The 23,460-nt window shown below is 65.3% G+C and carries 23 protein-coding genes; 6 read left to right on the plus strand and 17 right to left on the minus strand.

From position 1 onward, the window contains the following. Positions 1-49: 49 nt before the first annotated feature. On the plus strand, positions 50-1,384 hold the full coding sequence (gene gltA, locus TSH64_RS19070) for a citrate synthase (RefSeq protein WP_109447342.1): 1,335 nt from the start codon (positions 50-52) through the stop codon (positions 1,382-1,384). A gap of 22 nt (positions 1,385-1,406) precedes the next feature. Further along, complete coding sequence (locus TSH64_RS35670) at positions 1,407-1,580, plus strand: hypothetical protein (protein WP_158285394.1); 174 nt, start codon at positions 1,407-1,409, stop codon at positions 1,578-1,580. Positions 1,581-1,589: 9 nt separating this feature from the next. Here the strand turns inward: TSH64_RS35670 and TSH64_RS19075 are convergent, their stop codons facing one another. Further along, the gene (locus tag TSH64_RS19075; protein WP_109447344.1) at positions 1,590-1,988 is read right to left on the minus strand and encodes a rhodanese-like domain-containing protein; all 399 of its coding nucleotides are present in this window, start codon (positions 1,986-1,988) and stop codon (positions 1,590-1,592) included. A 100-nt stretch (positions 1,989-2,088) separates the two neighbouring features. On the opposite strand from TSH64_RS19075, the gene ftrA reads away from it, so the two are divergent. Beyond that, complete coding sequence (gene ftrA / locus TSH64_RS19080; RefSeq protein WP_109447346.1) at positions 2,089-3,123, plus strand: transcriptional regulator FtrA; 1,035 nt, start codon at positions 2,089-2,091, stop codon at positions 3,121-3,123. A 12-nt stretch (positions 3,124-3,135) separates the two neighbouring features. On the opposite strand, the gene gloA is transcribed toward ftrA, so the two are convergent. From gloA to rpsB, 15 genes are all read right to left on the minus strand, one after another. After that, positions 3,136-3,531 (minus strand): lactoylglutathione lyase, encoded by a 396-nt coding sequence (gloA, locus tag TSH64_RS19085; protein ID WP_098739969.1) that lies wholly within the window; start codon positions 3,529-3,531, stop codon positions 3,136-3,138. After that, entirely contained in the window at positions 3,528-4,757 is a 1,230-nt protein-coding gene (lpxB, locus tag TSH64_RS19090) for a lipid-A-disaccharide synthase (protein ID WP_109447348.1), read from the minus strand. Before lpxB ends, gloA begins: the two co-directional genes overlap by 4 nt. 11 nt (positions 4,758-4,768) lie before the next feature. Continuing rightward, positions 4,769-5,626, minus strand: coding sequence for a UDP-2,3-diacylglucosamine diphosphatase LpxI (lpxI, locus tag TSH64_RS19095; RefSeq protein ID WP_109447350.1), 858 nt, complete (start codon positions 5,624-5,626; stop codon positions 4,769-4,771). Between the two features lie 12 nt (positions 5,627-5,638). Next, positions 5,639-6,433 carry an acyl-ACP--UDP-N-acetylglucosamine O-acyltransferase gene (gene lpxA, locus TSH64_RS19100; protein ID WP_109447352.1) on the minus strand — a complete coding sequence of 265 codons (795 nt, stop codon included), beginning with the start codon at positions 6,431-6,433 and terminating at the stop codon, positions 5,639-5,641. Further along, on the minus strand, positions 6,430-6,912 hold the full coding sequence (gene fabZ, locus TSH64_RS19105) for a 3-hydroxyacyl-ACP dehydratase FabZ (RefSeq protein ID WP_109447354.1): 483 nt from the start codon (positions 6,910-6,912) through the stop codon (positions 6,430-6,432). The genes lpxA and fabZ overlap by 4 nt, the downstream gene beginning before the upstream one ends. A 229-nt stretch (positions 6,913-7,141) precedes the next feature. Then, complete coding sequence (locus TSH64_RS19110) at positions 7,142-7,786, minus strand: OmpH family outer membrane protein (RefSeq protein WP_109447356.1); 645 nt, start codon at positions 7,784-7,786, stop codon at positions 7,142-7,144. A gap of 1 nt (position 7,787) precedes the next feature. Then, positions 7,788-10,127 (minus strand): outer membrane protein assembly factor BamA, encoded by a 2,340-nt coding sequence (gene bamA / locus TSH64_RS19115; protein ID WP_109447359.1) that lies wholly within the window; start codon positions 10,125-10,127, stop codon positions 7,788-7,790. A 27-nt stretch (positions 10,128-10,154) separates the two neighbouring features. Continuing rightward, positions 10,155-11,288 carry an RIP metalloprotease RseP gene (gene rseP / locus TSH64_RS19120; protein WP_109049994.1) on the minus strand — a complete coding sequence of 378 codons (1,134 nt, stop codon included), beginning with the start codon at positions 11,286-11,288 and terminating at the stop codon, positions 10,155-10,157. A 36-nt stretch (positions 11,289-11,324) separates the two neighbouring features. Next, positions 11,325-12,521, minus strand: coding sequence for a 1-deoxy-D-xylulose-5-phosphate reductoisomerase (locus tag TSH64_RS19125; RefSeq protein WP_109447361.1), 1,197 nt, complete (start codon positions 12,519-12,521; stop codon positions 11,325-11,327). Next, a complete protein-coding gene (locus TSH64_RS19130) occupies positions 12,512-13,405 on the minus strand; it encodes a phosphatidate cytidylyltransferase (RefSeq protein WP_109447363.1) in 894 nt (297 codons plus the stop codon). Before TSH64_RS19130 ends, TSH64_RS19125 begins: the two co-directional genes overlap by 10 nt. Beyond that, positions 13,347-14,087, minus strand: coding sequence for an isoprenyl transferase (locus tag TSH64_RS19135; RefSeq protein ID WP_109447365.1), 741 nt, complete (start codon positions 14,085-14,087; stop codon positions 13,347-13,349). The genes TSH64_RS19130 and TSH64_RS19135 overlap by 59 nt, the downstream gene beginning before the upstream one ends. Positions 14,088-14,093: 6 nt before the next feature. Next, complete coding sequence (gene frr, locus TSH64_RS19140; RefSeq protein WP_211099175.1) at positions 14,094-14,615, minus strand: ribosome recycling factor; 522 nt, start codon at positions 14,613-14,615, stop codon at positions 14,094-14,096. A gap of 40 nt (positions 14,616-14,655) precedes the next feature. Then, positions 14,656-15,411, minus strand: a complete 756-nt coding sequence (gene pyrH / locus TSH64_RS19145; RefSeq protein ID WP_109447368.1) for a UMP kinase — start codon at positions 15,409-15,411, stop codon at positions 14,656-14,658. Positions 15,412-15,477: 66 nt separating this feature from the next. Further along, complete coding sequence (gene tsf / locus TSH64_RS19150) at positions 15,478-16,410, minus strand: translation elongation factor Ts (RefSeq protein WP_109447370.1); 933 nt, start codon at positions 16,408-16,410, stop codon at positions 15,478-15,480. Between the two features lie 149 nt (positions 16,411-16,559). Then, the gene (rpsB, locus tag TSH64_RS19155; RefSeq protein ID WP_098739982.1) at positions 16,560-17,342 is read right to left on the minus strand and encodes a 30S ribosomal protein S2; all 783 of its coding nucleotides are present in this window, start codon (positions 17,340-17,342) and stop codon (positions 16,560-16,562) included. A 245-nt stretch (positions 17,343-17,587) separates the two neighbouring features. Between rpsB and TSH64_RS19160 the strand changes: the two genes are divergently transcribed. Continuing rightward, positions 17,588-18,442, plus strand: coding sequence for an EcsC family protein (locus TSH64_RS19160; protein WP_109447372.1), 855 nt, complete (start codon positions 17,588-17,590; stop codon positions 18,440-18,442). 58 nt (positions 18,443-18,500) lie between these two features. On the opposite strand, the gene aspS is transcribed toward TSH64_RS19160, so the two are convergent. Next, the gene (gene aspS, locus TSH64_RS19165; protein ID WP_109447374.1) at positions 18,501-20,327 is read right to left on the minus strand and encodes an aspartate--tRNA ligase; all 1,827 of its coding nucleotides are present in this window, start codon (positions 20,325-20,327) and stop codon (positions 18,501-18,503) included. Between the two features lie 356 nt (positions 20,328-20,683). Here aspS and rnd point away from each other — a divergent pair, with 356 nt between their 5' ends. Further along, entirely contained in the window at positions 20,684-21,874 is a 1,191-nt protein-coding gene (gene rnd / locus TSH64_RS19170) for a ribonuclease D (RefSeq protein WP_109447376.1), read from the plus strand. Between the two features lie 299 nt (positions 21,875-22,173). Continuing rightward, positions 22,174-23,460, plus strand: coding sequence for a hypothetical protein (locus tag TSH64_RS19175; RefSeq protein WP_109447378.1), 1,287 nt, complete (start codon positions 22,174-22,176; stop codon positions 23,458-23,460).

A 23,460-nucleotide genomic window follows, 5' to 3' on the forward strand; every position in this document is an offset into this window, starting at 1 on the left:
GAGGCCGCGAGCCGCCGCCCAGCCGGCCAGCAAGGAGTGTGAAAAGGTCATGGAAGCGAGCAAGCACACGCCGCATGGCGATGTGACCCAGGTCGGCACCGTCACGCTGACCGACGACGCCACCGGCAAGACTCTGAAGCTGCCGCTGCTCGGCGGGTCCACCGGTCCCAACGTGATCGACATTCGCAAGCTCTACGCCGAAACCGGCTATTTCACGTACGATCCCGGCTTCACCTCCACTGCCGCCTGCGATTCGGCCATCACCTACATCGACGGCGACGAGGGCATCCTGCTGCACCGCGGCTATGCCATCGCCGACCTTGCCGAGAATTGCGATTTTCTTGAGGTCTGCCACCTGCTGCTGAACGGCGAACTGCCCGACCCGCAGCAGAAGGCCGATTTCGAGCGCACCATCACCTACCACACGATGGTGCACGAGCAGTTGGCCAAGTTCTACAGCGGCTTCCGCCGCGACGCCCACCCGATGGCGATCATGTGCGGCGTCGTCGGCGCCCTGTCGGCCTTCTATCACGACTCCACCGACATCTTCGATCCGGTGCAGCGCAAGATCGCCGCGCACCGCCTGATCGCCAAGATGCCGACCATGGCCGCGATGGCGCACAAATACACGGTCGGCGAGCCGTTCATGTATCCGCGCAACGACCTGTCCTACGCGGAGAACTTCCTCTACATGACGTTCGGCACGCCGTGCGAGGAATGGAAGGTCGATCCGGTCCTGTCGGAAGCGATGGACAAGATCTTCATCCTGCATGCCGACCACGAGCAGAACGCTTCGACCTCCACTGTCCGCCTGGCCGGCTCGTCGCACGCCAACCCGTTCGCCTGCATCGCGTCGGGCATCGCGGCCCTGTGGGGTCCGGCCCATGGCGGCGCCAACGAGGCCGTGCTGAAGATGCTGGAGCAGATCGGCTCGGTGGAGAACATCCCCGAGTTCGTCCGCCGCGCCAAGGACAAGAACGACAGCTTCCGCCTGATGGGCTTCGGTCACCGCGTCTACAAGAACTACGATCCGCGCGCCAAGATCATGCGCGAGACCTGCTATCAGGTTCTTGACCGGCTGGGCATCAAGGACGAGCCGCATCTGGCCATCGCGATGGAGCTGGAGAGGATCGCCCTGTCGGACGAATACTTCATCGAGAAGAAGCTCTATCCGAACGTCGATTTCTACTCGGGCATCATCCTGAAGGCGATGGGCTTCCCGACCAGCATGTTCACCGTGCTGTTCGCGCTGGCCCGCACCGTCGGCTGGATCAGCCAGTGGAAGGAGATGATCGAGGACCCGGTGCAGAAGATCGGCCGTCCGCGTCAGCTCTACACCGGCGACGTGAAGCGGCCCTTCGTGCCGCTGGCCGAGCGTGGCTAACCGGCCCACAGCCCATATCGGAATGGGCGGCTCCAACGGAGCCGCCCAGGACCCGACTGCGTACATCGTTCCGGCCCGGCGGGTGCGTCTGCGCCCGCCGGCCAACGACAATCGGGCGCCGCTTGGCTGGCGCGTCCGCCGGTTGATCGTCTATCTGCTGATCCTGGCGCTGATCGCCGGGATCGTCTTCGTCTGAGGCAGTCCCTCAGCCGTCGCTTTCCAACGCGAAGCCTTCGTCGATCCAGCCGGTCACGCCGCCGATCATCAGTTTGACCGGCCGCCCGATCCGTGCCAGACGCAATGCCGCACGATCCGCCCCGTTGCAATGGGGGCCGGCGCAATACACCACGAACAGCGTCCCATCAGGCCACTCGGCCATCCGCCGCTCCGTGATCTTGCCATGTGGCAGGTTCAAGGCACCCGGCACATGGCCACGCGCGTAAGCTGCCGGCCCGCGGACATCGAGCAGGACGAAATCCGGCGCCCCGGACTTCGATGAGTCGTGAACATCCCAGCAATCGGTTTCCAGCGACAGGCGCCCGGAAAAGTGGGCCTCCGCCCGTTGGGAAGGAGCCGCAGGAATTTCGGTGACGAGACTGGCCATGCTGTCCTCTTCGCAATCGCCCGATGAATGATGAGGATCCAATCTTCCCTGGGGCGGCATCGGCTGGAAAGTGGCGCGGTTGCCAGCTATCGTGCAGTTCATGCCAAAAGCCATTTCCCCGCTGGCGGTCGCACTCGCCTATGACGGTCTGTGCACCTTCGAGTTCGGTGTCGCCGTCGAGGTGTTCGGCCTTCCCCGTCCGGAGTTGGGACCGGATTGGTATCGCTTCGCCGTTGCGGCACTCGACGACGGCCCGTTGCGTGCGATGGGAGGCATCCGCGTCGAGGCGGATGGCGGTCTCGACCTGCTCGACCAAGCCGACATCATCGTCATTCCCGGATGGCGCGGCGCACTGGAGCCGGTTCCCGTTGCATTGACTGCCGCCCTTCGGCAGGCCGACGCCAGGGGCGCCCGCATCCTGTCGATCTGCTCCGGGGCTTTCGTTCTCGCCGCATCCGGTCTGCTCAACGGCCGCCGGGCGACCACTCACTGGCGATATGCCGCAACGCTTGCGGACCTCTATCCCGACATCCGGGTGGTGCCCGATGTGCTGTATGTGGACGAAGGCAACATTCTGACCTCGGCCGGCAGCGCGGCCGGCATCGACCTCTGCCTGCATCTTGTTCGTCGCGATTTCGGCCCGGAGGCTGCGAACAGCGTCGCCCGCCGCTTGGTGGTGCAGCCCCACCGCGAAGGCGGTCAGGCGCAGTTCATCGATACGCCCGTGCCGATTGCCCGCGAGGGTGCGCGCCTGGCCCCCCTGCTCGACCATCTGCGGGAAACGCTGGCAGAAGACCATAGCCTGTCCAGCATGGCATCGCGGGCGGGCATGAGCCTGCGGACCTTTCTGCGCCGCTTTCAGGCGATGACCGGCACCACCCCCGGCGACTGGCTGCTGACCGAACGTCTCGCCCGCGCCCGCGAGGTGCTGGAATGCAGCAGCCTGCCGGTGGAGGAGGTCGCGACCGTGACCGGCTTCGGTTCCGCCGCCACCCTGCGCCATCATTTCCGGCAAAGGCTGGGCCTCAGCCCGGCAAGTTACCGGACGCGCTTCCGCCGGCTTCCTGTCGATGAGCCGACCGCATCGAAAAAGGGCGCGGCCGTCACCGACCACGCCCTTTCCCGAAAGCGGTAATGTCGCGAACGGTCACTTCCGCTCGATCAGCTCGACCTTATAGCCGTCCGGATCCTCGATGAAGGCGATCACCGTGGTTCCGTGCTTCATCGGGCCGGGCGGACGCGGGATTTTCACGCCTTCGGCCGCCAGCTTCTCGCAGGTGCCGTAGATGTCCGGCACGCCCAGCGCGATGTGGCCATAGGCGGTGCCGATCTCGTACGGCTCCTTCTGATCCCAGTTGTGGGTCAGTTCCAGGACGGCGGTGTCGGACTCTTCGCCATAGCCGACGAAGGCGAGGGTGAAACGGCCGCCCTCAAAGTCGTTTCGGCGCAGCAATTTCATACCCAGCAGCCGGGTGTAGAAGTCCAGCGACTTCTCCAGATCCAACACACGCAGCATCGTATGCAACAGACGGAATTCGCTCATGGTCTCTGTTCTCCCGTTCGGGTTTTGCCCTCTAGGGGCCTGATCGAGCGGTGCTCTGCGACAACGTCCAGAATGGCGCGCGCGGCCCGTTCGCTCGGCGGGATATCTCCCTGCCCCAGCCAGCGGGCAACCTCGGCGACGCCGTCGACCTGCACTTGGCGCGCCTTCGGATCGTCCAGCAGGCGCCCCACTTCGGCCGCCAGCTTATCGGGGCGGCAGTCCTGTTGCAGCAGTTCCGGAACCAGCATGCGGTCGAGCATCAGGTTGACGAGGTTCACATACTTGACCCGGATCAGCCGCCGATAGAGCGCGACCGTCACCGGGTTGAGGCGATAGGCGATGACCGTCGGCAGCCGGGCAAGCGCCAACTCCAACGCCACCGTCCCGGAAGCGGCAAGCGCCACCTCCGCCGCGGCGAAGGCGTCGTATTTCTCCGTGTCCCCCTCGACAAGAAGGGTTCGGACCGGCCAGTCAGCAATGGCGGCAGCAACACGGTCGCGCACCGTCGCCACAGTCGGCACCACCGCCACCAGATCGGGATGGGACGGGCGCAGCAGCTCCAACGTCGCTCGGAAATCCGGCAGCAGGCGCGACACCTCGCCCTTGCGGCTGCCTGGAAGCACGGCCACGACACGGTCGGTCGCGGCAATCCCATGGCGTTGCCGGAATCCCGGACCGTCTCCCCTGCCCGCCCGACCCTCGACAACCGAATGGCCAACGAAGGTGCAGGCAAGCCCCTCCTTCTCGAAATAGGGCGGCTCGAACGGAAGCACCGCAAGAAGGTGATCGTAGATGGCCGCATACTTCGCCGCGCGTTTGGGCTTCCATGCCCAGACCGTCGGAGCCACGTAATGGACCAACGGAATTGCCGGATCGGCCGCACGGACCTTCTTCGCAACGCGCACCGTGAATCCGGGCGAGTCGATACCGACCACCGCGTCGGGACGCATGCGCAGGATTTCAGCCACCGTCTGGTCGATGCGACGGATCAGGTTCGGCAAATGGGGCAGCAGTTCGAAAATGCCGAACAGCGTCAGCTCCGCCATCGGAAAGAGGCTGACCAGCCCTTCCGCCGTCATCCGCTCGCCGCCGATGCCGACGAAGCGCACCTTGCCGCCGGTCAGCCGCTTCGCCGCCGCCATCAGCCGGGCGCCAAGCGCATCCCCGGACGGCTCGCCCGCAATCAGGAACAGCGTCGGTGCATCGCCAACAACATCGTCATCCATGTCACGGGCAGTCATTGCGGAATCTCGATCCCGACGACGAACAGGCCAAGACGGTCTGCCGCCTCGGCCACCGCGGCACGGTCGACCAGCAGGCTGCCGCCGGCTTCGACCGCGATGCCACGCAGCCCCGAGGCCGCAGCACGCTCCACGGTGGTGACCCCCATGGTGGGCAGGTCGATGCGGCGGTCCTGCCGGGGCTTCTTCACCTTGACCAACACCCCGCCAAGGCCCGGCCGGATCACTCCGGCGCAGCGGCCAAGCATCGCATCGGTCCCCTCAATCGCCTCGACCGCGAGGACGATGCCTTGCTGAACCACCGCTCCCTGCCCCACGTCGAGCGCGCCAAGGGCACGGGCAACCTCGATCCCGCGGGCAATGTCGCGTTCCGCGTCGGCATCGGGCATCAGCCGGCCGACCGGTCCCGCAACGGTCAGCAGATCCTTCAGCAGTTCGTGCAAACCGACCACACGGAACCCGTCCTCTTCGACCTCGCGCACGACGGCGCGCAGCAGGCCGTCGTCGCCCAAAGCGCGTGTCCCGACGCGGGCGAGAAAGCGCGCGGTGCGCCAATCCGGCATCAGTTCGGTAAAGGACGGTCGCCTGACGGGACCGGCGAGCACGACCTCGCCGACACCTTCCTCGTGAAGGCGGCGCAGGATCGTGCCGGCAGCGCCGAAACGGCTCCAGAGATGCGGAAGCCCCGCGACCGTCTGCGGATCGGTATGACCGTCGAAGGCGATGATGAAGACTTCACGGCCCTGCCCACGCACCGCTTCGGCGATGCGGGCGGGCAGCGTGCCGCCGCCGGCGAGGATCGCCAGCTTGGGTCCAGCCGCCGGCGATCCTGTGCTTTGCGCGGTATCGGCCATCGGCCGGCTGCCTCAGCTCTCGCGCGGCTGGCAAAGAGACCGGGCTTCCTTGGCCCGGATGAAAGACAGAACATCCGAAATCAGCGCCCGCTCGCCAAAATCGCGCCCGACCCCGTCGACCCGCTCGGCGAAGGTGCCTTCCGGACCGAACAGCATGCGATAGGCTGCACGCAGGGCGTGGATGTCGTCCTTCTTGAAGCCGCGACGCTCCAGCCCCACAAGGTTCAGGCCGGCAAGCCGCGCCCGGTCGCCCATCACGAGACCGAAGGGAATCACGTCGTTCTCAACGCCCGACATGCCGCCGATCATGGCGTGGGAGCCGATGCGCACGAACTGGCGCACCGCCGACAACCCGCCGATGATGACATAGTCGCCCAGCGTCACATGGCCGCCCAGGGTGGCGTTGTTGGCCATGATGACATGATCGCCGACGACGCAGTCATGGGCCACATGCGAGCCCATCATGAACAGCCCGTCGTCCCCGACGCGGGTGATCATGCCGCCGCCCTCGGTGCCCGGGTTCATCGTCACATGCTCGCGAATCTGGTTGCGGGCACCGATGACAAGCTCCGACGGCTCGCCATGGAACTTCAGATCCTGCGGGCGATGGCCGATGGACGCAAAGGGGTAGATGACGGTGTCCGCACCGATGCTGGTGCGCCCATCGACCGCCACATGCGAAACCAGCCGAACGCCATCGCCCAGCGTGACGTCGGGACCAACGACGCAGAAGGGGCCGACGCTGACCCCTTCCCCCAGCTTGGCCGCGGGATCGACGATGGCGGACGGATGGATGGTAACGGTCATTTTTCGTCCAGAATCATGGCGGAATAGACGGCTTCGGCGACGAGGACGCCGTTGACCTTGGCCTCGCCCTTGAACTTCCACACGTTGGCGCGCTGGCGCTGCTTGGTGACGTGGATGTGGATGGTGTCGCCGGGGGTGACGGGACGGCGGAAACGCGCCTCGTCGACGGTCATGAAATAGACCAGCTTGCCTTCGGCATCCGGACCCAGCGTGGCAACCACCAGAACGGCGGAGGTCTGGGCCATCGCCTCGATGATCAGCACGCCCGGCATCACGGGACGCGACGGGAAATGCCCCTGGAAGAAGGGTTCGTTGATCGTGACGTTTTTCACGCCGGTGGCGCCTTCGCCCAGCGTGACATCGATCACCCGGTCGATCATCAGGATCGGGTAGCGATGCGGAATCATCTTCATGATCCGCAGGATGTCGATGTCGTCGATCTTGTTGCTTTGTGCGCTGTTGTCCGCCGTCACGTCCATTGCCCGGCCGCCCGCCTTTCCACCAACCGATAGAGTTCAGTTTTCCCCGTTTCAGGGAATGGGCACCGCCGCCCCGATGGGGGCCACCGGCACCTTCTTGTTTGCTCCGCCTTCTTGCCCCATTTCCGCGGCGACCGCAACGCCGAACCCGGAAGAGCACCGAGACCGGAAACAGAACGGGGCCGCCGCCGTCCCACACGGGATGGCAGCGGCCCCGGTCAGAGTTGCATTACTGCTTCGGAACGTTCAGTGCAACCTGCGGCAGCTTCTTGTTCACCCGCTCCATCACCATGTCGGTAACGTCGAGTTGAGTGTCGACCAGAACGAACTGCTGGCGGGCCAGGACGAGATTGGCACCCCGCTCACGGGAAATGTCCGCGACCACTTCGACCATCGTCTTGTGAACGACGGCCATCGCCTCGTTCAGGCTGGTTTCCAGGGCGCGCTTGCGGGTCTGCACCGTCTTCTGGACGTCGGCGACCTGCTTTTCAAAGTCGCGGCGCTTGGTAGCGAGCGCTTCCGGCGAAAGAACGGTCTGCTGCTTGCGCAGTTCGTCCTCGTTCTTGCGGAGCTTGTCCTCCAGCGCGGAGATTTCCTTCTGGTAGGAGTCGCGCAGCGATTCGAAGGACTTGGTGATGCCCTTCGACGCGTTCGATTCCTGCATGATCTTCTGCACGTCGATCACGGCAATGACCGGAGCCTTCAGCTCCGCACCCGGCGCCGGCACATCGGTCTTGGGAGCTTCCGCCTTGGGAGCCTCGGCCTTGGGCGCCGACTGGGCCTGAGCAGCACCTGCGGTAAGAACGAGACCGGCAGCCGTGACGGCCGACAGAAGGGCGACGCGAAGCCGCGTCTTGGACAGCGTGGATTGCATCTTAGAACCTGGTTCCGAAGCTGAAGCGGACGAGCTCTTTCTTGTCGTAGCCTTCCTTGCGGATCGGCAGCGCAACGTCGAGCCGGATGGGGCCGAACGGCGACTTCCACGACACACCGGTGCCGATGGAAACGCGGATGCTCTCGTCATCCTTCACGTTCGGATCTTTGATGTCGACCTTGCCGAGGGTGCCGACGTCGGTGAAGGCATGCCCGAGCAGGCCGAATTCCTCCGGCAGGCCGAACGGGAAGCTCATCTCCACCGACGCACGGGCATAGCGCGTACCACCCAGCGCGTCGCCGGTCGAAACGTCGCGGGGGCCGATGCCCGCGGTGTTGAAGCCGCGCAGGGTATCGCCGCCGATGAAGAAGCGGTCGCCGAGATCCACCTTCTTGCCGAGACCGTGGATGTAGCCGATCTCACCGGTCGTGCTGAGCACCCACTGGTCATCGCCGAGCGGCAGATAGTATCCACCGGCCAGCTTGTTCCGCAGGAAGCGCACCGAGCCGCCGAGGCCGGCAATGTCGTTGGTCAGGCGGATGAAATAACCTTCCGTCGGCGTCAGCTTGCTGTTGCGGACATCGTAGGTCAGCTCCTGGCCGATCAGCGAGGTCAGCCGTTCGCCGCGCTGCTCCTGGATGTACTTCGACGCGGTCGTCGGCACTTCCTCGATCAGCGTGTCCTGCAACTGGTAGTAGACGCGCTGGCGCAGGCGCTCGGTCAGCGGATAGCCGAGGCGCAGGGCGAAGCCGGTGTTCTTCTCGTTGAACGAGCTTTCGTCCTGGTAGTTGTAGCGGGTCCGGAACACGTCGACGCCGGCCGACAGGTCGCGGTCCATGAAGTACGGCTCCGTGAAGGAGATATCGTACAGCTGGCGCCGGCCCGACAGGGTCGCACCCAGACGCAGATCCTGACCGCGGCCGAGCAGGTTGCGCTCGCGGATCGAGAAGTCACCCAGCGGACCGTCGGAGGTCGAGAAGCCGGCACCGATGGAGATTTCACCGGTGGACTGCTCTGCGACATCGACATTGACCACGGTGCGGTCGGGCGCGCTGCTCTCTGCGGTCGTGATGTTCACGCGCTCGAAGAATCCAAGATCCTTGATGCGCTGTTCCGAGCGCTTCAACTTCGAAGAGTTGAAGGGGTCGCCTTCGGACAGCAGCATCTCGCGACGGATCACCTTGTCGAGCGTCCTGACGTTGCCCGAGATGTCGATGCGGTCGACGAAGGTGCGCGGCCCTTCGTTGATCTCGTAGGTGATGTCGATCGTGTGGGTTTCGCGGTTGCGCGTGATCCGCGGCCGGACATCGACGAAAGCGTATTGCAGATCGCCGACGGCGTTCGTCAGCTTCGTGATGGTGTCTTCCACCTTCTGGGCGTTGTACCAATCGCCCTCGGTGGTGAGCACGCTGTTCTGCAGAACGGCCGGATCGAGCTGCTTCAGCGAGGTGTTGATGTCGACCTTGCCGAATTTGTAACGCTCACCTTCCTCGATGGTGAAGGTGATGAAAAAGTCCGACTTGTCCGGCGTCAGCTCGGCGACCGCAGACACCACGCGGAAGTCGGCATAGCCTTCCTTCAGATAGAATCGGCGCAGCAGGTCGCGGTCATAGCTCAACCGGTCGGGATCGTAATTGTCATCCGACGTCAGGAAGCGCCACCAGGCCGATTCCTTCGTCTGGACGTTCTCGCGCAGGGTGCCGTCCGAGAAATGTTCGTTGCCGATGAAGGTGATGCCGCGCACACCGGTGCGCACGCCCTCGTTGATCTCGAACACCAGATCGACGCGGTTCTGGTCGAGCTGGATGATCTTCGGCTCGACCGTCGCGCCGAAGCGGCCCTGGCGGCGATAGATGTCCTGGATGCGCTGGACGTCGGACTGGACACGGGTGCGCGTGTAGACGACGCGGGGACGCAGCTGGATTTCCTTATCCAGCGTCTCCTTGTCGATGCGCCGGTTCCCCTCGAACGCGATGCGATTGATGATCGGGTTTTCGGCGACCGTCACGACCAGTGCATCGCCCTCGCGCTTCAGTACGACGTCGGCGAACAGGCCGGTGTTGAACAGCGACTTCAACGACTGATCGATCCGGTCGGGATCGAACGGGTCGCCCGGCTGGATCGTCAGATAGGAGCGGACCGTGGAGGGCTCGATTCGCTGGGTGCCTTCGACCCGGATGTCGCGCACCGTACCGCCACTGAACACCTGGGCGACCATGGACCCCGAGGCACCCGTCGCCCGTCCGGGCGAGGATGCGGTTTGGGCGTGGGCGACAGACACCGTCGTCATGGCGCAGCCGGCCAGCAGGCCCGCCACCAGAACTTTGCTCGACACCGGCAAATCACGCTCCCTGGCAAGGGGCTGGCTTTAGGAAACCAGTCCCCGGAAGAAATCGACCACGCGCAGCTGAACCAGGTCGTTCCACGTGGCGAAGACCATGAGCGTTAATACCAAGGCCAATCCAATTCGGAAACCGTATTCTTGCGCTCGCGCTCCCAACGGCCGGCCGAGCAGCTTTTCGATCCCGTAAAAAAGCAGGTGTCCGCCATCGAGCATCGGGACCGGGAACAGGTTGATCAGCCCCAGATTGACCGACAGGAAGGTCATGAACCAAACCAGCGGGTACCAGCCGGACTGGGCCACCTCGCCCGACATCTGGGCGATGCGGAGCGGCCCGCCCAGTTCCTCCGTCCCGCGCGATCCCTGGACCATCTGGCCCAGCGCGGTGAAGGTGCCGGTGATCATGCCTGCGACTTCTCGTCCCGCCTGCCAGACGGCGGTCAGGGGATCGTGGCGCATCATACCGACGCTGCCGCGGCTGATCCCGAGCAGCCCGATCTGATGGGCGTTGCCGAGTCGGTCGGTGACGGTCTGCGAATCCGGCGTCGCGGTCAGGGTCATCACCCGGCCATCGCGCTTCAACTCGACCGCCAGCGGCTGGCCGGGACGGATCGAAACGATCTGGCGGATTTCCTCGAAACGCTGGACGCCGGTGCCGTCGACCGACAGGATCAGGTCGCCCGGCTGGATGCCGGCCCGCTCCGCGGCACTGCCTGGCTGGATGCCGCCGACGTCAGGCGGGGTGAAGGACTGGCCGGCCGTCATGAACAGCAGGGCCAGCACGACGATGGAAAAGACGAAATTGGCAATCGGACCGGCAGCGACGATGGCCGCGCGCTGCCCCACCCGCTTGTGGTGGAAGGAGACCGCACGCTCCTCCGCTGACATCGCCGTCAGATGCGCGCCCGGCGTGCTGGCCGGATCGGCGTCGCCGAACATCTTGACGTAGCCGCCGAGCGGCAGAGCGCTGAACTTCCAGCGCGTGCCGGCACGGTCGGTAAAGCCGAAGATCTCCGGCCCGAAGCCGATGGAGAAGGTCTCGATCCGCACGCCATTGCGCCGCGCGACCAGATAGTGACCAAGCTCGTGCACGAACACGAGCACGGTGAGGACCAGAAGGAAGGCCAACACCGAGGTCCAGAAACCGCCGATAACGTCCATTTCAACCCTTGCGCCTTCCAGCGCCTCGAACACGGATCATCGGCTGCCAACCGCCGTCGCACCGATGGCCGCAACACGGCCGGCGGCATCCCGCCTCGCATCCGCGTCGGCCTCCCGCACGGCGGCGAGATCGCGCAGCGGGCGGTGGGGCAACGCCGTCAACGTCTCCTCGACGATCCGTTCGATGTCGAGAAAGCCGATCCGGCGGTCGAGAAACGCCTGGACGGCCACCTCGTTGGCGGCACTGAGTATAGTAGGAGCGCCCCCACCGCTTTGCAAGGCAGCCCGGGCCAGCCGAAGTGCCGGGAATCGCACGGGATCCGGCGCCTCGAAGGTCAGCGTCGCGGCCTTGACCAGATCCAGCCGCTCCGCCGGGGTGGCGATGCGGGCGGGCCAGCCGAGGGCATAGGCGATGGGCGTGCGCATGTCGGGCGTGCCGAGCTGCGCCAGCACCGAGCCGTCGACATACTCCACCAGGGAATGGATGACCGACTGCGGGTGGACCAGCACATCGATGCGCTCTTCGGGAATGCCGAACAGGAAATGGGCCTCGATCAGCTCCAGCCCCTTGTTCATCATCGTGGCGCTGTCGACCGAGATCTTGGCGCCCATGTCCCAGGTGGGATGGGCCACCGCCTGCTCGCGCGTCGCCGCCGCCATGAAGGCGCGGTCCTTGGCGCGGAAGGGACCGCCGGATGCGGTCAGGATCAGGCGGGAAACACTTTCGGTGCGCTCGAAATCGAAGACCTGGTAGATCGCCGAGTGCTCGCTGTCGACCGGCAGAAGCGTGGCGCCGTGCGCCTTGACCTCCTCCATCATCAGGGCGCCGGCGCAGACCAGCACCTCCTTGTTGGCGAAGGCGACGATGGCGCCGCGCCGGATGGCGGCGAGCGTCGGCTCCAGTCCGGCGGCGCCGACGATGGCGGCCATCACCCAGTCGGCCGGCCGTTCCGCCGCGGCGGCGACCGCTTCGGAGCCGGCGGCGACCTCGATACCGGTACCGGACAGAAGCCGCTTCAACTCGGCATAGGCGGCCGGGTCGGCGACCACGGCCATGCGGACATTCAACTGCCGCGCCTGCTGCGCCAGAAGGGTGACGTTGCGGTTGGCGGTCAGCGCCTCCACCGGAAAGCGCTCCGGGTCGCGGGAGACGAGGTCGACGGTCTGCGTGCCGACCGAGCCGGTCGACCCGAGAATCGTCACGCTGCGCGGCGCGTCCGCTTTCACCACCATGACAGAACCGATCCAACGGCCGCGTGGAACAAGGCCAGCACCGGGGCAGCGGCCAGAAGCCCGTCGATGCGGTCGAGGATGCCGCCATGCCCGGGAATGAGCTGGCCGCTGTCCTTCACATTGTAGCGCCGCTTGACCGCCGATTCGAACAGGTCGCCGGCCTGCCCGACCACGGCAGTGGCGGCGCCGACCGCCAGAGCGATGTCCGGACGTGCCGCCCCGAAGGCGAGCGCCACCAGCCAGCCGAACAGGGCGGACGCAGCCATGCCGCCGATCAGGCCGGCCCAGGTCTTCTTGGGGCTGATGCGCGGCGCCAGCTTCGGGCCGCCGATGCTGCGCCCGGCGGCGTAGGCGCCGATATCGGTTGCCCAGATGGCAATGAGGACGAAGAGGAACAGGGAGAGCCCGCTGTCGGGCAGATCGCGCAGCCACATCAGGCCGGCCATCCCGACTGCGACATACAGCACACCGAAGCCGAGCAGGCCGCGGTCGGAGCCGCCGCCGACGATGGCGGTCAAAACCGCGAAGGCAGCCGCCGCTCCCACCCCGGCAGCCGGACCGGCGACGATCTGCACCATCAGCGCAACCAGGATTCCGATGCTCGCCATCAGGCGTGCGGGAAGCCGGCGGGAACTGGGAACGATGCTGGTCCATTCGGAAACGGCAATCACCGATCCGAAGGCGATCAGGGCATGGAATACCCAGCCGCCGGCCCAGACGGCGCCAAGAACGACCGGCGCCATGACCAGCGCCGACAGGACACGGACCTTGAGGTCGCCTGTCTTGGATGGCTTGACCGGAGCCGCGGCGGCGGGCGCCGCGCTGTCAGCGGGACCCGGCGGTGGTGGCGCCGAAGCGGCGTTCCCGTCGGTGGAACTCTTCAATCGCCGCCTCCAGATCGCGCTTGGTGAAATCGGGCCAGAGCGTATCGACGAAGACCAACTCGGCATAGGCCGCCTGCCAGAGCAGGAAATTGCTGATCCGTTTCTCGCCGCTGGTGCGGATGATCAGGTCGGGGTCGGGAATGTCGGACGTGTAGAGCCGGGCCGACAGCGCGTCCTCGTCGATGGACTCCGGCGAGAGGCGGCCGGCAGCGACCTCTTCCGCAAGCCGGCGCGCCGCATGGACGATCTCCAGGCGCGAGCCATAGCTGAGAGCCACGACGAGGGTCATGGTCCGGTTGTCGCGGGTCAATGCCTCGGCATTGTCGATCAGCCGGTTGATGTCCTCGGACAGGCGGGTCCGGTCGCCGATCACCCGCAGGCGGACACCGCCGCGGTGCAGTTCGGCAACCTCGCTGCGCAGATAGAAGCGCAGCAGGCCCATCAGGTCGCTGATCTCCTCTTCCGGCCTGCGCCAGTTCTCCGAGGAGAAGCTGAAGATGGTCAGAGTGCCGATGCCAAGTTCGCGCGCCGCTTCCACGGTGCGGCGGACGGCGTCCACGCCCTTCTTGTGCCCGGCGGTGCGCGGCAAGCCGCGCGCCTTGGCCCAGCGCCCATTGCCATCCATGATGATGGCGACGTGCCCAGGAGCCGTGTTGGACCGGTTGTCGTCCGCGTCGCGCATTCCGGATCAGACCTGCATGATTTCCTTTTCTTTTTGCGCAAGCGAATCGTCGACCAGCTTGATGTGCTGGTCGGTCAGAACCTGCACCTTGTCCGATTGGACCTTGTGCTCGTCCTGGGTGATTTCGCTCGCCTTCTCCGCCTTCTTCAAGCCGTCCATGCCGTCGCGACGGATGTTGCGGATGGCGACCCGGCACTGCTCGGCATACTTGTGGGCGACCTTCGCCAGTTCGGCGCGGCGCTCCTGCGTCAGGTCGGGCAGCGGCACGCGGATGACCTGGCCTTCGGCCTGCGGGTTCAGGCCCAGTCCACTGTCGCGGATGGCCTTCTCGACCGCCTTGGTCATGCCGCGGTCCCAGACCTGGACCGAGATCAGGCGAGGCTCCGGAACGGAGACCGTCGCGACCTCGCGCAGGTGCATGCGGCTGCCATAGGCCTCCACCATCACCGGTTCCAGCAGGTTGGAAGAGGCGCGGCCGGTACGGAGGCCGCCCAGTTCCTTGCGAAACGAGTCAAGCGCGCCTTCCATGCGGCGCTTCAGATCCGATAGGTCGGGCGCAGCCACGGGCCTACTCCCTTTCTTCCGTTATGATGGTGTGCTTGCCACGGCCCTGCATCACTTCGGCGAAGGCGCCGGGCGTGTGGATCGAGAAGACCAGAATGGGAATGTGGTTCTCGCGCGACAGCGCGATCGCCGAAGCGTCCATCACCTGGAGTTCCTTGGTCAGGACATCCATGTAGGTGAGGCGTTCGTAATGCTCGGCCGTCGGATCCTTCTTCGGATCGGCGGTATAGACGCCATCGACCTGCGTCCCCTTCAGCAGACCATCACAGCCCATTTCCGAGGCGCGCAGCGCCGCGGCGGTGTCGGTGGTGAAGAAGGGATTGCCGGTGCCGGCGGCGAAGATCACCACCCGGCCTTTTTCCATGTGGCGGACGGCGCGGCGCCGGATGTAGGGCTCGCAGACCGTCGACATGGGGATGGCCGACTGCACCCGCGTGCTGACGCCCATCCGCTCGAGCGCGCTCTGCATCGAGAGCGCGTTCATCACGGTGGCGAGCATGCCGATATAGTCGGCCGAGGCACGCTCCATGCCGCTCGCCGCACCCTTCACACCCCGGAAGATGTTCCCCCCGCCGATGACCAGACAGACCTGGACGCCGAGCCCGATCACCGCCTTCACCTCGTTGGCGATGCGGTTGACCATCTCCGGGTCCAGGCCATAGTCGCGCTGACCCATCAGCGCTTCGCCCGACACCTTGAGGAGAACGCGCTTGTAGCGGGCGCTCCCGGCCGGCGTGGTGGTCCCGGTGGTATCGACCATGGGGGGAACGCTCCCTTGCTGTTTCAGAATACGGCTTGCGGATCTAAGCGTTCGACCTTGCCGGTCTCAGCCCTGACCGCCGGCGGCGGCGGCAACTTCGGCGGCGAAGTCCGACTGGGCCTTCTCGATGCCTTCGCCCAGCGCGAAGCGGGTGAAGCCGGTGACCTTGACCGGGGCGCCGATGTCCTTGGCGGCGTTCTCAACCACCTTGCGGAGCTTGGTCTCGCCGTCGATCACATAGGTCTGCTCCAGCAGGCAGACTTCCTCGTAGTACTTGCGGACGCGGCCTTCCACCATCTTCTCGATGATGGCTTCCGGCTTGCCCGAAGCACGGGCCTGCTCGGCCAGCACGCTGCGCTCACGCTCCAGCGACGAGCTGTCGACGTCGGCGATGTCCAGCGCGTCCGGACGGGCGGCGGCGATGTGCATGGCGATCTGCTTGCCGAGGTCGGCCAGCTTGCCGGCATCGCCGGTCGACTCCAGGGCGACCAGAACGCCGATCTTGCCCAGGCCCGGCGCGATGGCCGAGTGGACGTAGCTGACGACGACACCGGCCGAAACCGACAGCGTGACGGCGCGGCGCAGGTTCATGTTCTCGCCGACCGTGGCGATCAGGCTGGTCAGCTCGTCCTGGGCGGTGTGCGAGGTGCCCGGATAGGCGGCGGCCTTCAGGGCCTCGACATCGCCACCGGTGGCCAGGGCCAGCTCGGCGGACTTGGCGGCGAAAGCCTGGAACTTGTCGTTGCGGGCGACGAAGTCGGTCTCGGCGTTCACCTCGACGACGGCACCCTTGGTGCCGGCGGTGGCGACGGCGACCAGACCTTCGGCGGCGACGCGGCCCGACTTCTTGGCGGCGGCGGCGAGGCCCTTCTTGCGCAGCCAGTCGACGGCGCCCTCGAGGTCGCCCTGCGTCTCGTTCAGCGCCTTCTTGCAGTCCATCATGCCCGCGCCGGTCTTCTCGCGCAGTTCCTTGACGAGCGAGGCGGTAATCTCGGCCATGTTGCGCCCTCTTCCTTCCAAGCGATCCGGCAGGCGGATCGGATTGAGTCACAAAGTCAAAACGGGTGGCAACCCATCAAAAAGGCAGCCCATAAAAAAGGCAGCCGGGCCATAGGTCATAAGGCCCGGCTGCCCTTCAACCGTCAGGGTCAGGCCTGGGCGGCAGTCTCGGCGGTCTCTTCTTCCGGCAGCTGCTCGGCCGGGGCGTCCTCGGCGGCGCCGACGTCGATGCCGGCGGCGCTCATCTCGGCCTGCAGGCCGTCAAGCACGGCGCCGACCGTCAGGTCGCAGTACATCTCGATGGCGCGCAGCGCGTCGTCGTTGCCCGGGATCGGGAAGGCCACGCCGTCCGGATCGGAGTTGCTGTCGAGGACCGCGATGACCGGGATGCCGAGCTTGTTGGCTTCCTTGACCGCAATCGACTCCTTGTTGGTGTCGATGATGAAGATGACGTCCGGCAGGCCGCCCATCTCCTTGATGCCGCCCAGCGCACGCTCCAGCTTGTCGCGCTCGCGGGTCAGCTCCAGGATCTCGCGCTTGGTCAGGCCCGAGGTGTCGCCGCCCAGACGCTCTTCCATCTCGCGCAGGCGCTTGATCGACTGGGAGATCGTCTTCCAGTTGGTCAGCATGCCGCCGAGCCAGCGGTGGTTGACGTAGTACTGGCCGCACTTGGCGGCGGCCTCGGCGATGCGCTCCTGGGCTTGGCGCTTGGTGCCGACGAACAGGACGCGGCCGCCGCCGGCGACGACGTCACGCACGGCCTGCAGGGCGCGGTGCAGCATCGGGACGGTCTGCTCGAGATCGATGATGTGCACGCCATTGCGCACGCCGAAGATGTACTGGTTCATCTTCGGGTTCCAGCGGCGGGTGTGGTGGCCGAAGTGGACACCGGCTTCCAGCAGCTGGCGCATGGTGAAGGTGGGCATGGTCATGTGGAAAAAATCCCTTTTTCCGGTTGCTCCGCCGCGGGCATTGTCGACAGCGCATGGAAACCATGGCTGAAGACACCGGATCGGGCCATCGGGGTAAAACCGAGGGTCCGCCAGCCCGCGTGAGGTTTTGACGACGGCGCTTACATAGCTCTCTTGCATCACTTTGGCAACAGCCACGCAGGTACGGAGAGTCTTTTTGTCGTTGTGATCCTCTCTCCGCATTCTCATCGTTATAGGGGCGCCAGATGCTCAGCCTCGGCCGCTCCCGTCAGACCGGCGGCGCAGCGTATCGCGGTCTATTTCAGTGGATGAACCAGATGACTTTGGACTCGAAAGCCTTGTCCGCGGTGGAGGGCGCCGCAGAGCAATATATGGCGGCGCAGGGCATCCTGATGTCCGCGGTTGCCAAGCTGGGCAGCACCGTCGACGGCACGTTGAACCTGCTGCCCGAGGGCATTCGCAGTTCCCTGCACGATACGCTTCGATCGGCGCTCGACCAGGCGTTCAAGGTCGCGATCCTGAACATGGATGGCGAGACGGGCAAGGAGGCGTCGAAAGGCCTCTACAAGTTGCTGGGTGCCGCGACCGGTGCGGCGGGTGGCTTTTTCGGGGCGCCGGGGATTCTGGCGGAATTGCCCGTGACCACCACAGCGATCCTTCGGTCCATCGCCGACGTGGCCCGCTCCATGGGTGCGGATTTGAAGGACCCGGCGGTACAGCTCGCCTGTCTCCAGGTCTTCGCGCTTGGCGGTCCCCTGGACGATGACGACGAGGCGGACGCCCTCTTCGTTGCCTCGCGAGTCGGAGCGAACATTGCCGCGCCGAAGCTGGCTGAAATGATCACGAAGATCGCCAGCCGCTTCGCGATAACGCTGTCGCCGAAAATCGTGGCGCAATCGGTACCGATCGCCGGGGCCGTGGCCGGCGCCGGGCTGAACCTGACCTACATGTCCTTCTACCAATCGATGGCGGCCGTCATGTTCACTCTGAAGCCCATCGAGGCCGAATTCGGTCAGGAAGCAACGCGGCAGAGCTTTATCGATGCCATCGATAGCATCAAAGCCAGGAAAATCGCCGGAAAGTCGAGGATGTTTCCGTAACTGAAAAAGGCCGCGCCTCAATGGCGCGGCCTCTCCAATTCTCGGGAATACTCGTCCTTTACGCCTGAGGCGCCGTCGGAGCGGCCACCTTCGGCTTCGGCAGGTCGAGCTTGAGGTGAAGCTCGCGCAGACGCGCAGTGTCGACCGGAGCCGGGGCCTGCATCAGCAGATCTTCGGCCCGCTGGTTCAGCGGGAAGGCGATGACCTCGCGGATGTTCGGCTCGTCGGCCAGCAGCATGACGATGCGGTCGATGCCCGGGGCCGAACCGCCGTGCGGCGGGGCGCCCAGCTTGAAGGCGCTCAGCATGCCGCCGAATCGGGCTTCCAGTTCCTCCGGCGGGTAGCCGGCGATGTCGAAGGCCTTGTACATCACTTCGGGCAGATGGTTGCGGATCGCGCCCGAGGACAGTTCCACGCCGTTGCAGACGATGTCGTACTGGTAGGCGTTGATCTCCAGCGGGTTCTTCTCCTGCAACGCCTTCAGGCCGCCCTGGGGCATGGAGAACGGGTTGTGGCTGAAGATGACCTTGTTGGTCTCCTCGTCCAGCTCGTACATCGGGAAGTCGACGATCCAGCAGAAGCGGAAGGCGTTCTTCTCGATCAGGTCCAGCTCCTCGCCGATGCGGGTGCGGGCGAAGCCGGCCAGCTTGGCCGCCGGGCCGGGCTGGTCGCAGACGAAGAAGATCGCGTCGCCGTCCTCGAGGCCGGCCAGCTCGCGCAGGGCGGCCTGGGCGGCTTCCGGCACGAACTTGGCGATCGGACCCTTGCCGCCGCCGGCCTCCATGACGATGTAGCCGAGGCCGGGAGCACCGAGCCCGCGGGCCCAGTCGTTCAGCTTGTCGAAGAAGCTGCGCGGACGGTCGGAGACCTTCGGCGCGCGGATGGCGCGGACGACGCCGCCTTTCTCCAGCGTCTGCTTGAAGGCGCGGAATTCCACGTCGTCGCGCTTGAACACCTCGGTCACGTCGGTGATGACCAGCGGGTTGCGCAGGTCCGGCTTGTCGTTGCCGTACTTCAGCATCGATTCAGCGTAGGAGATGCGGCGGAACGGCAGGCCGTCGATGGTCGGCTTCGAGTCGCGGCGGAAGCTGCCGAACTCGTCGAAGATGCCGTGCAGAACCGGCTCGATGGCGGCGAAGACGTCTTCCTGGGTGACGAAGGACATCTCGAAATCGAGCTGGTAGAACTCGCCCGGGCTGCGGTCGGCGCGGGCGTCCTCGTCGCGGAAGCAGGGGGCGATCTGGAAGTAGCGGTCGAAGCCGGCGACCATCAGCAGCTGCTTGAACTGCTGCGGCGCCTGCGGCAGTGCGTAGAACTTGCCGGGATGGTTGCGGCTGGGCACCAGATAGTCACGCGCGCCTTCCGGAGAGGAGGCGGTGAGGATCGGCGTCTGGAATTCGGTGAAGCCCTGGTCGATCATGCGGCGGCGCGCCGAGGCGATCACGCGCGAGCGCAGCATGATGTTCTCATGGATGCGCTCGCGGCGCAGGTCGAGGAAGCGGTAGCGCAGGCGGACGTCCTCGCCGGCATCGGTGTCCTGGTTGACCTGCAGCGGGATCTGCTCCGCCTCGCCTTCCACGGTCAGCTCGGCGATCTGCAGCTCGATGCGGCCGGTGGGCAGCTTGTCGTTGATCGTCTCGGCCGTGCGCTTCACCACCTTGCCGGTGACGGTGATGACCGATTCCAGCTTCAGCCGGTTCGCGACCTCGAAGGCCGGGTTGGAGGTATCGACCACGCACTGCGTCAGGCCGTAATGGTCGCGCAGGTCGATGAACAGCAGCTGTCCATGGTCGCGCTTCCGGTTCATCCAGCCCGACAGGCGGACGGTTTCACCGGCATTCTCTTCACGAAGCTGGCCGCAGGTGTGCGTGCGGTAGGGGTGCATGGGTCGAAACACCTTGAAAAGGGCGGATTCCGGCGGAAAAAGCGGTCCGACACACCACACCGGACGCGGGCGAAAGTCAAGCCGCGATAGGACGGAGCCTGCAGCCGGCAGGGCCCGAACGCGACATTTGGAACGCTGTGAAACACTCTGCGCGCCCCTGTTCACCTGTTCCATCCGCCGGAGCTCGGGCCGTCGACCGCCAGTTTAACACCCTGGCGGCTGCGGGGTAAGCGGACCGGGAAAATCCGGCCGGAGCCATCCGCCCCCTGCCCGCCCGGCCGGCCGTCCCGGAAAAGGCATCGCCTTCGCGCTTCGCCGGACTTTCATGCACCCGTTCGGTCGTGTATGAAGCAACCATGACGCTCATCACGACAACCGACGCCCTCCAGGCCTTCTGTCAGTCGCTGGCAGGGACCGAATACATCACGGTCGATACCGAGTTCCTGCGGGAAAAGACCTATTGGCCGCAACTGTGTCTCGTCCAGGTCGGCGGGCCCGACGGCGCGGTCGCCATCGACCCGCTGGCCGAGGGCATCGACCTGGCGCCGCTGTTCGCGCTGATGAGCGACCCGTCGGTCCTGAAGGTGTTCCACGCCGCCCGGCAGGATGTGGAGATCTTCTGGCATCTGTCCGGCCAGATCCCGCATCCGCTGTTCGATACCCAGGTCGCGGCGATGGTCTGCGGCTTCGGCGAGAGCGTGGGCTACGAAACGCTGGTGACCAAGCTGGCCGGCGCACGCATCGACAAGTCCAGCCGCTTCACCGACTGGTCGCACCGCCCGCTGACCGAGCGGCAGCTGACCTACGCCCTGTCCGACGTCATCCATCTGCGCCCGGCCTATGAGAAGCTGAAGCGCCGCCTCGCCCGCTCCGGCCGGTCGCACTGGCTGGAGGAGGAGATGGCGATCCTCACCGATCCGGCCACATATCAGGTCGATCCGGAAAGCTCCTACCTGCGGCTGAAGGTGCGCACCAACAAGCCGCGCTTCATGGCGATCCTGAAGGAGCTGGCGGCATGGCGCGAACGCGAGGCCCAGCGCCGCGACCAGCCGCGGTCCCGCATTCTGCGCGACGAGGCCCTGCTGGAAATCGCCGCCCATGCGCCGACCACCGTCGATGACCTCGCCCGCACCCGCGGGCTGGGACGGGGCTTCGCCGAGGGGCGCCAGGGCGCCGACGTGCTGGCCGCGGTGAAGGGCGGGCTGGACCTGCCGGACAGCGCCCTGCCCCGCGTCGAACCGCGCGAGGAGCCGCCGCCCGGCCTGCAACCGATCGTCGAGCTTCTGCGCGTCCTGCTGAAGATGAAGTGCGACGAGAACAATGTCGCGGCGAAGCTGGTGGCGTCGTCCGCCGATCTGGAGGCCCTGGCGGCCGACGATGGCGCAGACATTGCGGCGATGCAGGGATGGCGGCGCGAACTCTTCGGCAATGATGCACTTGCCTTGAAGCATGGAAAGATCGGACTTGCGGTCATAGATCGTCGCGTCCGCATCGTTCCTGCTGGCGAACCACGCCCGTCGGCGGTTCCGCCGGAACCGGAAACTTGACCTTTTCGGATGGCGTCGCTTCGATGACTGTGACGCCTTTTGCTGCGGTCCGGGTACCTCCTGCGCCCGGACTTCAGCCTTAAGGGCTTTTTAAAGAAAGTTACCGTTAAGATCGGTTCGGCTTCGCAGCATCGAGCGGACCGGGGTATGCCGACCGGGGCATGCCCGGCCTGGCGGCCTGCCGACAACGCCACCCGGGCAGATGGGCCCGGATGGAAAGCAAAAGGCCGCCGAACAACGAGCGGCCGTAGATACGGGTGGTTGGCAGGCGTGACGCTTGTTGTGGGAGTGAGCAAGGTATGAGCAAGTTTGGCGGCAGACCACCCATTGGACGGGACCGTGTCCGGCTTTCCACCACGGAGAAGCAGGCCGCCGTCGCAGCCGCCAAGGATCAGAAGCCGGACTTCGACAACGACAAACTGCTGAATCTGCTGCGGTCGGCGAAGAACGAGCTGCAGGGCATGCGTCTGATCCACATGCACCTGTCGCTTTTGAAGGACCGCGACCCCAGCAGCCAGATGATGGTGCGCTCCATCATCCAGGAGCTGGCGAGCAAGGCGTCCTACCTGCAGTCCTTCAACATTTCCAACGGCGACGTCATCATCCTCTACAAGGGGCTGAAGCTCACCGGCGTGACCGACGTCTGCCAGACGGTCGAACAGGTCTTCCTGTCGAAGACGACGCTGACCGGCCCCAACCCCTACAAGGAATATTCGCTCTATTCGATCATGGAACTGGCGTTGAATTTCATCAACGTCATCCGTTTCATCGAAGAATTGCAGGCGAACGAAACCGGCAGCCACGTCACCGAGACCAAGCCGCCGATCACGCTGGAAGAACTCGGCAAGCTCGAACGCTCGATGCAGATGTTCGACCTGTCGCCCTTCCTGTTCAACCAGGGCATCGCCAACATCGGCAGCGGCGAAGCCGAGATGGAGTATTTCGAGCTCTACATCTCGATCAAGCTTCTTCAGGAACGGCTCTGCCCGGATTACGACATCACCGCCAACAAGTGGCTGTTCAACTATTTCACCGCCAATCTCGACCAGTCGGTGCTGCGGGCCCTGAACCATGGGCTCAGCTTCATGCGGGGGCGGCGGATCGGCATCAACATCAACCTGTCCACCGTCATTTCGACCGGATTCGTGAAGTTCGACGAGCGGCTGCCGATCGACTTCCGCGGGCAGGTGGTGCTTGAGGTGTCGAAGGGCGACCTGATCGAAAACCTGTCGCTGTTCAACGAGGTGGTGGAGTTCGCCCAGGACCGCCGCTACCAGATCGCGGTCGACGGGCTGAACCCGTTCTGGGTGACGAATTTCGACCTGGAATATCTGAACGCCGACTACGCCAAGATCTTCTGGTCGAACGACATGCTGGAGATGGACCCGTCGTTCGAGAAGTATTTCCGCGACCGCATCGCCGAACAGGACCGCTGCAAATTCATCCTGGCCCGCTGCGACAGCGTCACCAGCCTGGTCTATGCCCACAAGATGGGGATCAACCTGGTCCAGGGCCGTGCGGTCGACAACATCATGCGCAAGGGCGTCAGCGTCCGCGAAGCCATCGCCCACGCCAAGGTGGACTGA

It is taken from the genome of Azospirillum sp. TSH64 (assembly GCF_003116035.1).
Taxonomy (GTDB): domain Bacteria; phylum Pseudomonadota; class Alphaproteobacteria; order Azospirillales; family Azospirillaceae; genus Azospirillum.

Coding starts and splice junctions, on each gene's coding strand:
- gltA (WP_109447342.1), top strand. CDS start 50: ATGGAAGCGAGCAAGCACACGCCGCATGGCGATGTGACCCAGGTCGGC.
- TSH64_RS35670 (WP_158285394.1), top strand. CDS start 1,407: ATGGGCGGCTCCAACGGAGCCGCCCAGGACCCGACTGCGTACATCGTT.
- TSH64_RS19075 (WP_109447344.1), bottom strand. CDS start 1,988: ATGGCCAGTCTCGTCACCGAAATTCCTGCGGCTCCTTCCCAACGGGCG.
- ftrA (WP_109447346.1), top strand. CDS start 2,089: ATGCCAAAAGCCATTTCCCCGCTGGCGGTCGCACTCGCCTATGACGGT.
- gloA (WP_098739969.1), bottom strand. CDS start 3,531: ATGAGCGAATTCCGTCTGTTGCATACGATGCTGCGTGTGTTGGATCTG.
- lpxB (WP_109447348.1), bottom strand. CDS start 4,757: ATGGATGACGATGTTGTTGGCGATGCACCGACGCTGTTCCTGATTGCG.
- lpxI (WP_109447350.1), bottom strand. CDS start 5,626: ATGGCCGATACCGCGCAAAGCACAGGATCGCCGGCGGCTGGACCCAAG.
- lpxA (WP_109447352.1), bottom strand. CDS start 6,433: ATGACCGTTACCATCCATCCGTCCGCCATCGTCGATCCCGCGGCCAAG.
- fabZ (WP_109447354.1), bottom strand. CDS start 6,912: ATGGACGTGACGGCGGACAACAGCGCACAAAGCAACAAGATCGACGAC.
- TSH64_RS19110 (WP_109447356.1), bottom strand. CDS start 7,786: ATGCAATCCACGCTGTCCAAGACGCGGCTTCGCGTCGCCCTTCTGTCG.
- rseP (WP_109049994.1), bottom strand. CDS start 11,288: ATGGACGTTATCGGCGGTTTCTGGACCTCGGTGTTGGCCTTCCTTCTG.
- TSH64_RS19125 (WP_109447361.1), bottom strand. CDS start 12,521: ATGGTGGTGAAAGCGGACGCGCCGCGCAGCGTGACGATTCTCGGGTCG.
- TSH64_RS19135 (WP_109447365.1), bottom strand. CDS start 14,087: ATGCGCGACGCGGACGACAACCGGTCCAACACGGCTCCTGGGCACGTC.
- frr (WP_211099175.1), bottom strand. CDS start 14,615: ATGGAAGGCGCGCTTGACTCGTTTCGCAAGGAACTGGGCGGCCTCCGT.
- pyrH (WP_109447368.1), bottom strand. CDS start 15,411: ATGGTCGATACCACCGGGACCACCACGCCGGCCGGGAGCGCCCGCTAC.
- tsf (WP_109447370.1), bottom strand. CDS start 16,410: ATGGCCGAGATTACCGCCTCGCTCGTCAAGGAACTGCGCGAGAAGACC.
- rpsB (WP_098739982.1), bottom strand. CDS start 17,342: ATGACCATGCCCACCTTCACCATGCGCCAGCTGCTGGAAGCCGGTGTC.
- TSH64_RS19160 (WP_109447372.1), top strand. CDS start 17,588: ATGCTCAGCCTCGGCCGCTCCCGTCAGACCGGCGGCGCAGCGTATCGC.
- aspS (WP_109447374.1), bottom strand. CDS start 20,327: ATGCACCCCTACCGCACGCACACCTGCGGCCAGCTTCGTGAAGAGAAT.
- rnd (WP_109447376.1), top strand. CDS start 20,684: ATGACGCTCATCACGACAACCGACGCCCTCCAGGCCTTCTGTCAGTCG.
- TSH64_RS19175 (WP_109447378.1), top strand. CDS start 22,174: ATGAGCAAGTTTGGCGGCAGACCACCCATTGGACGGGACCGTGTCCGG.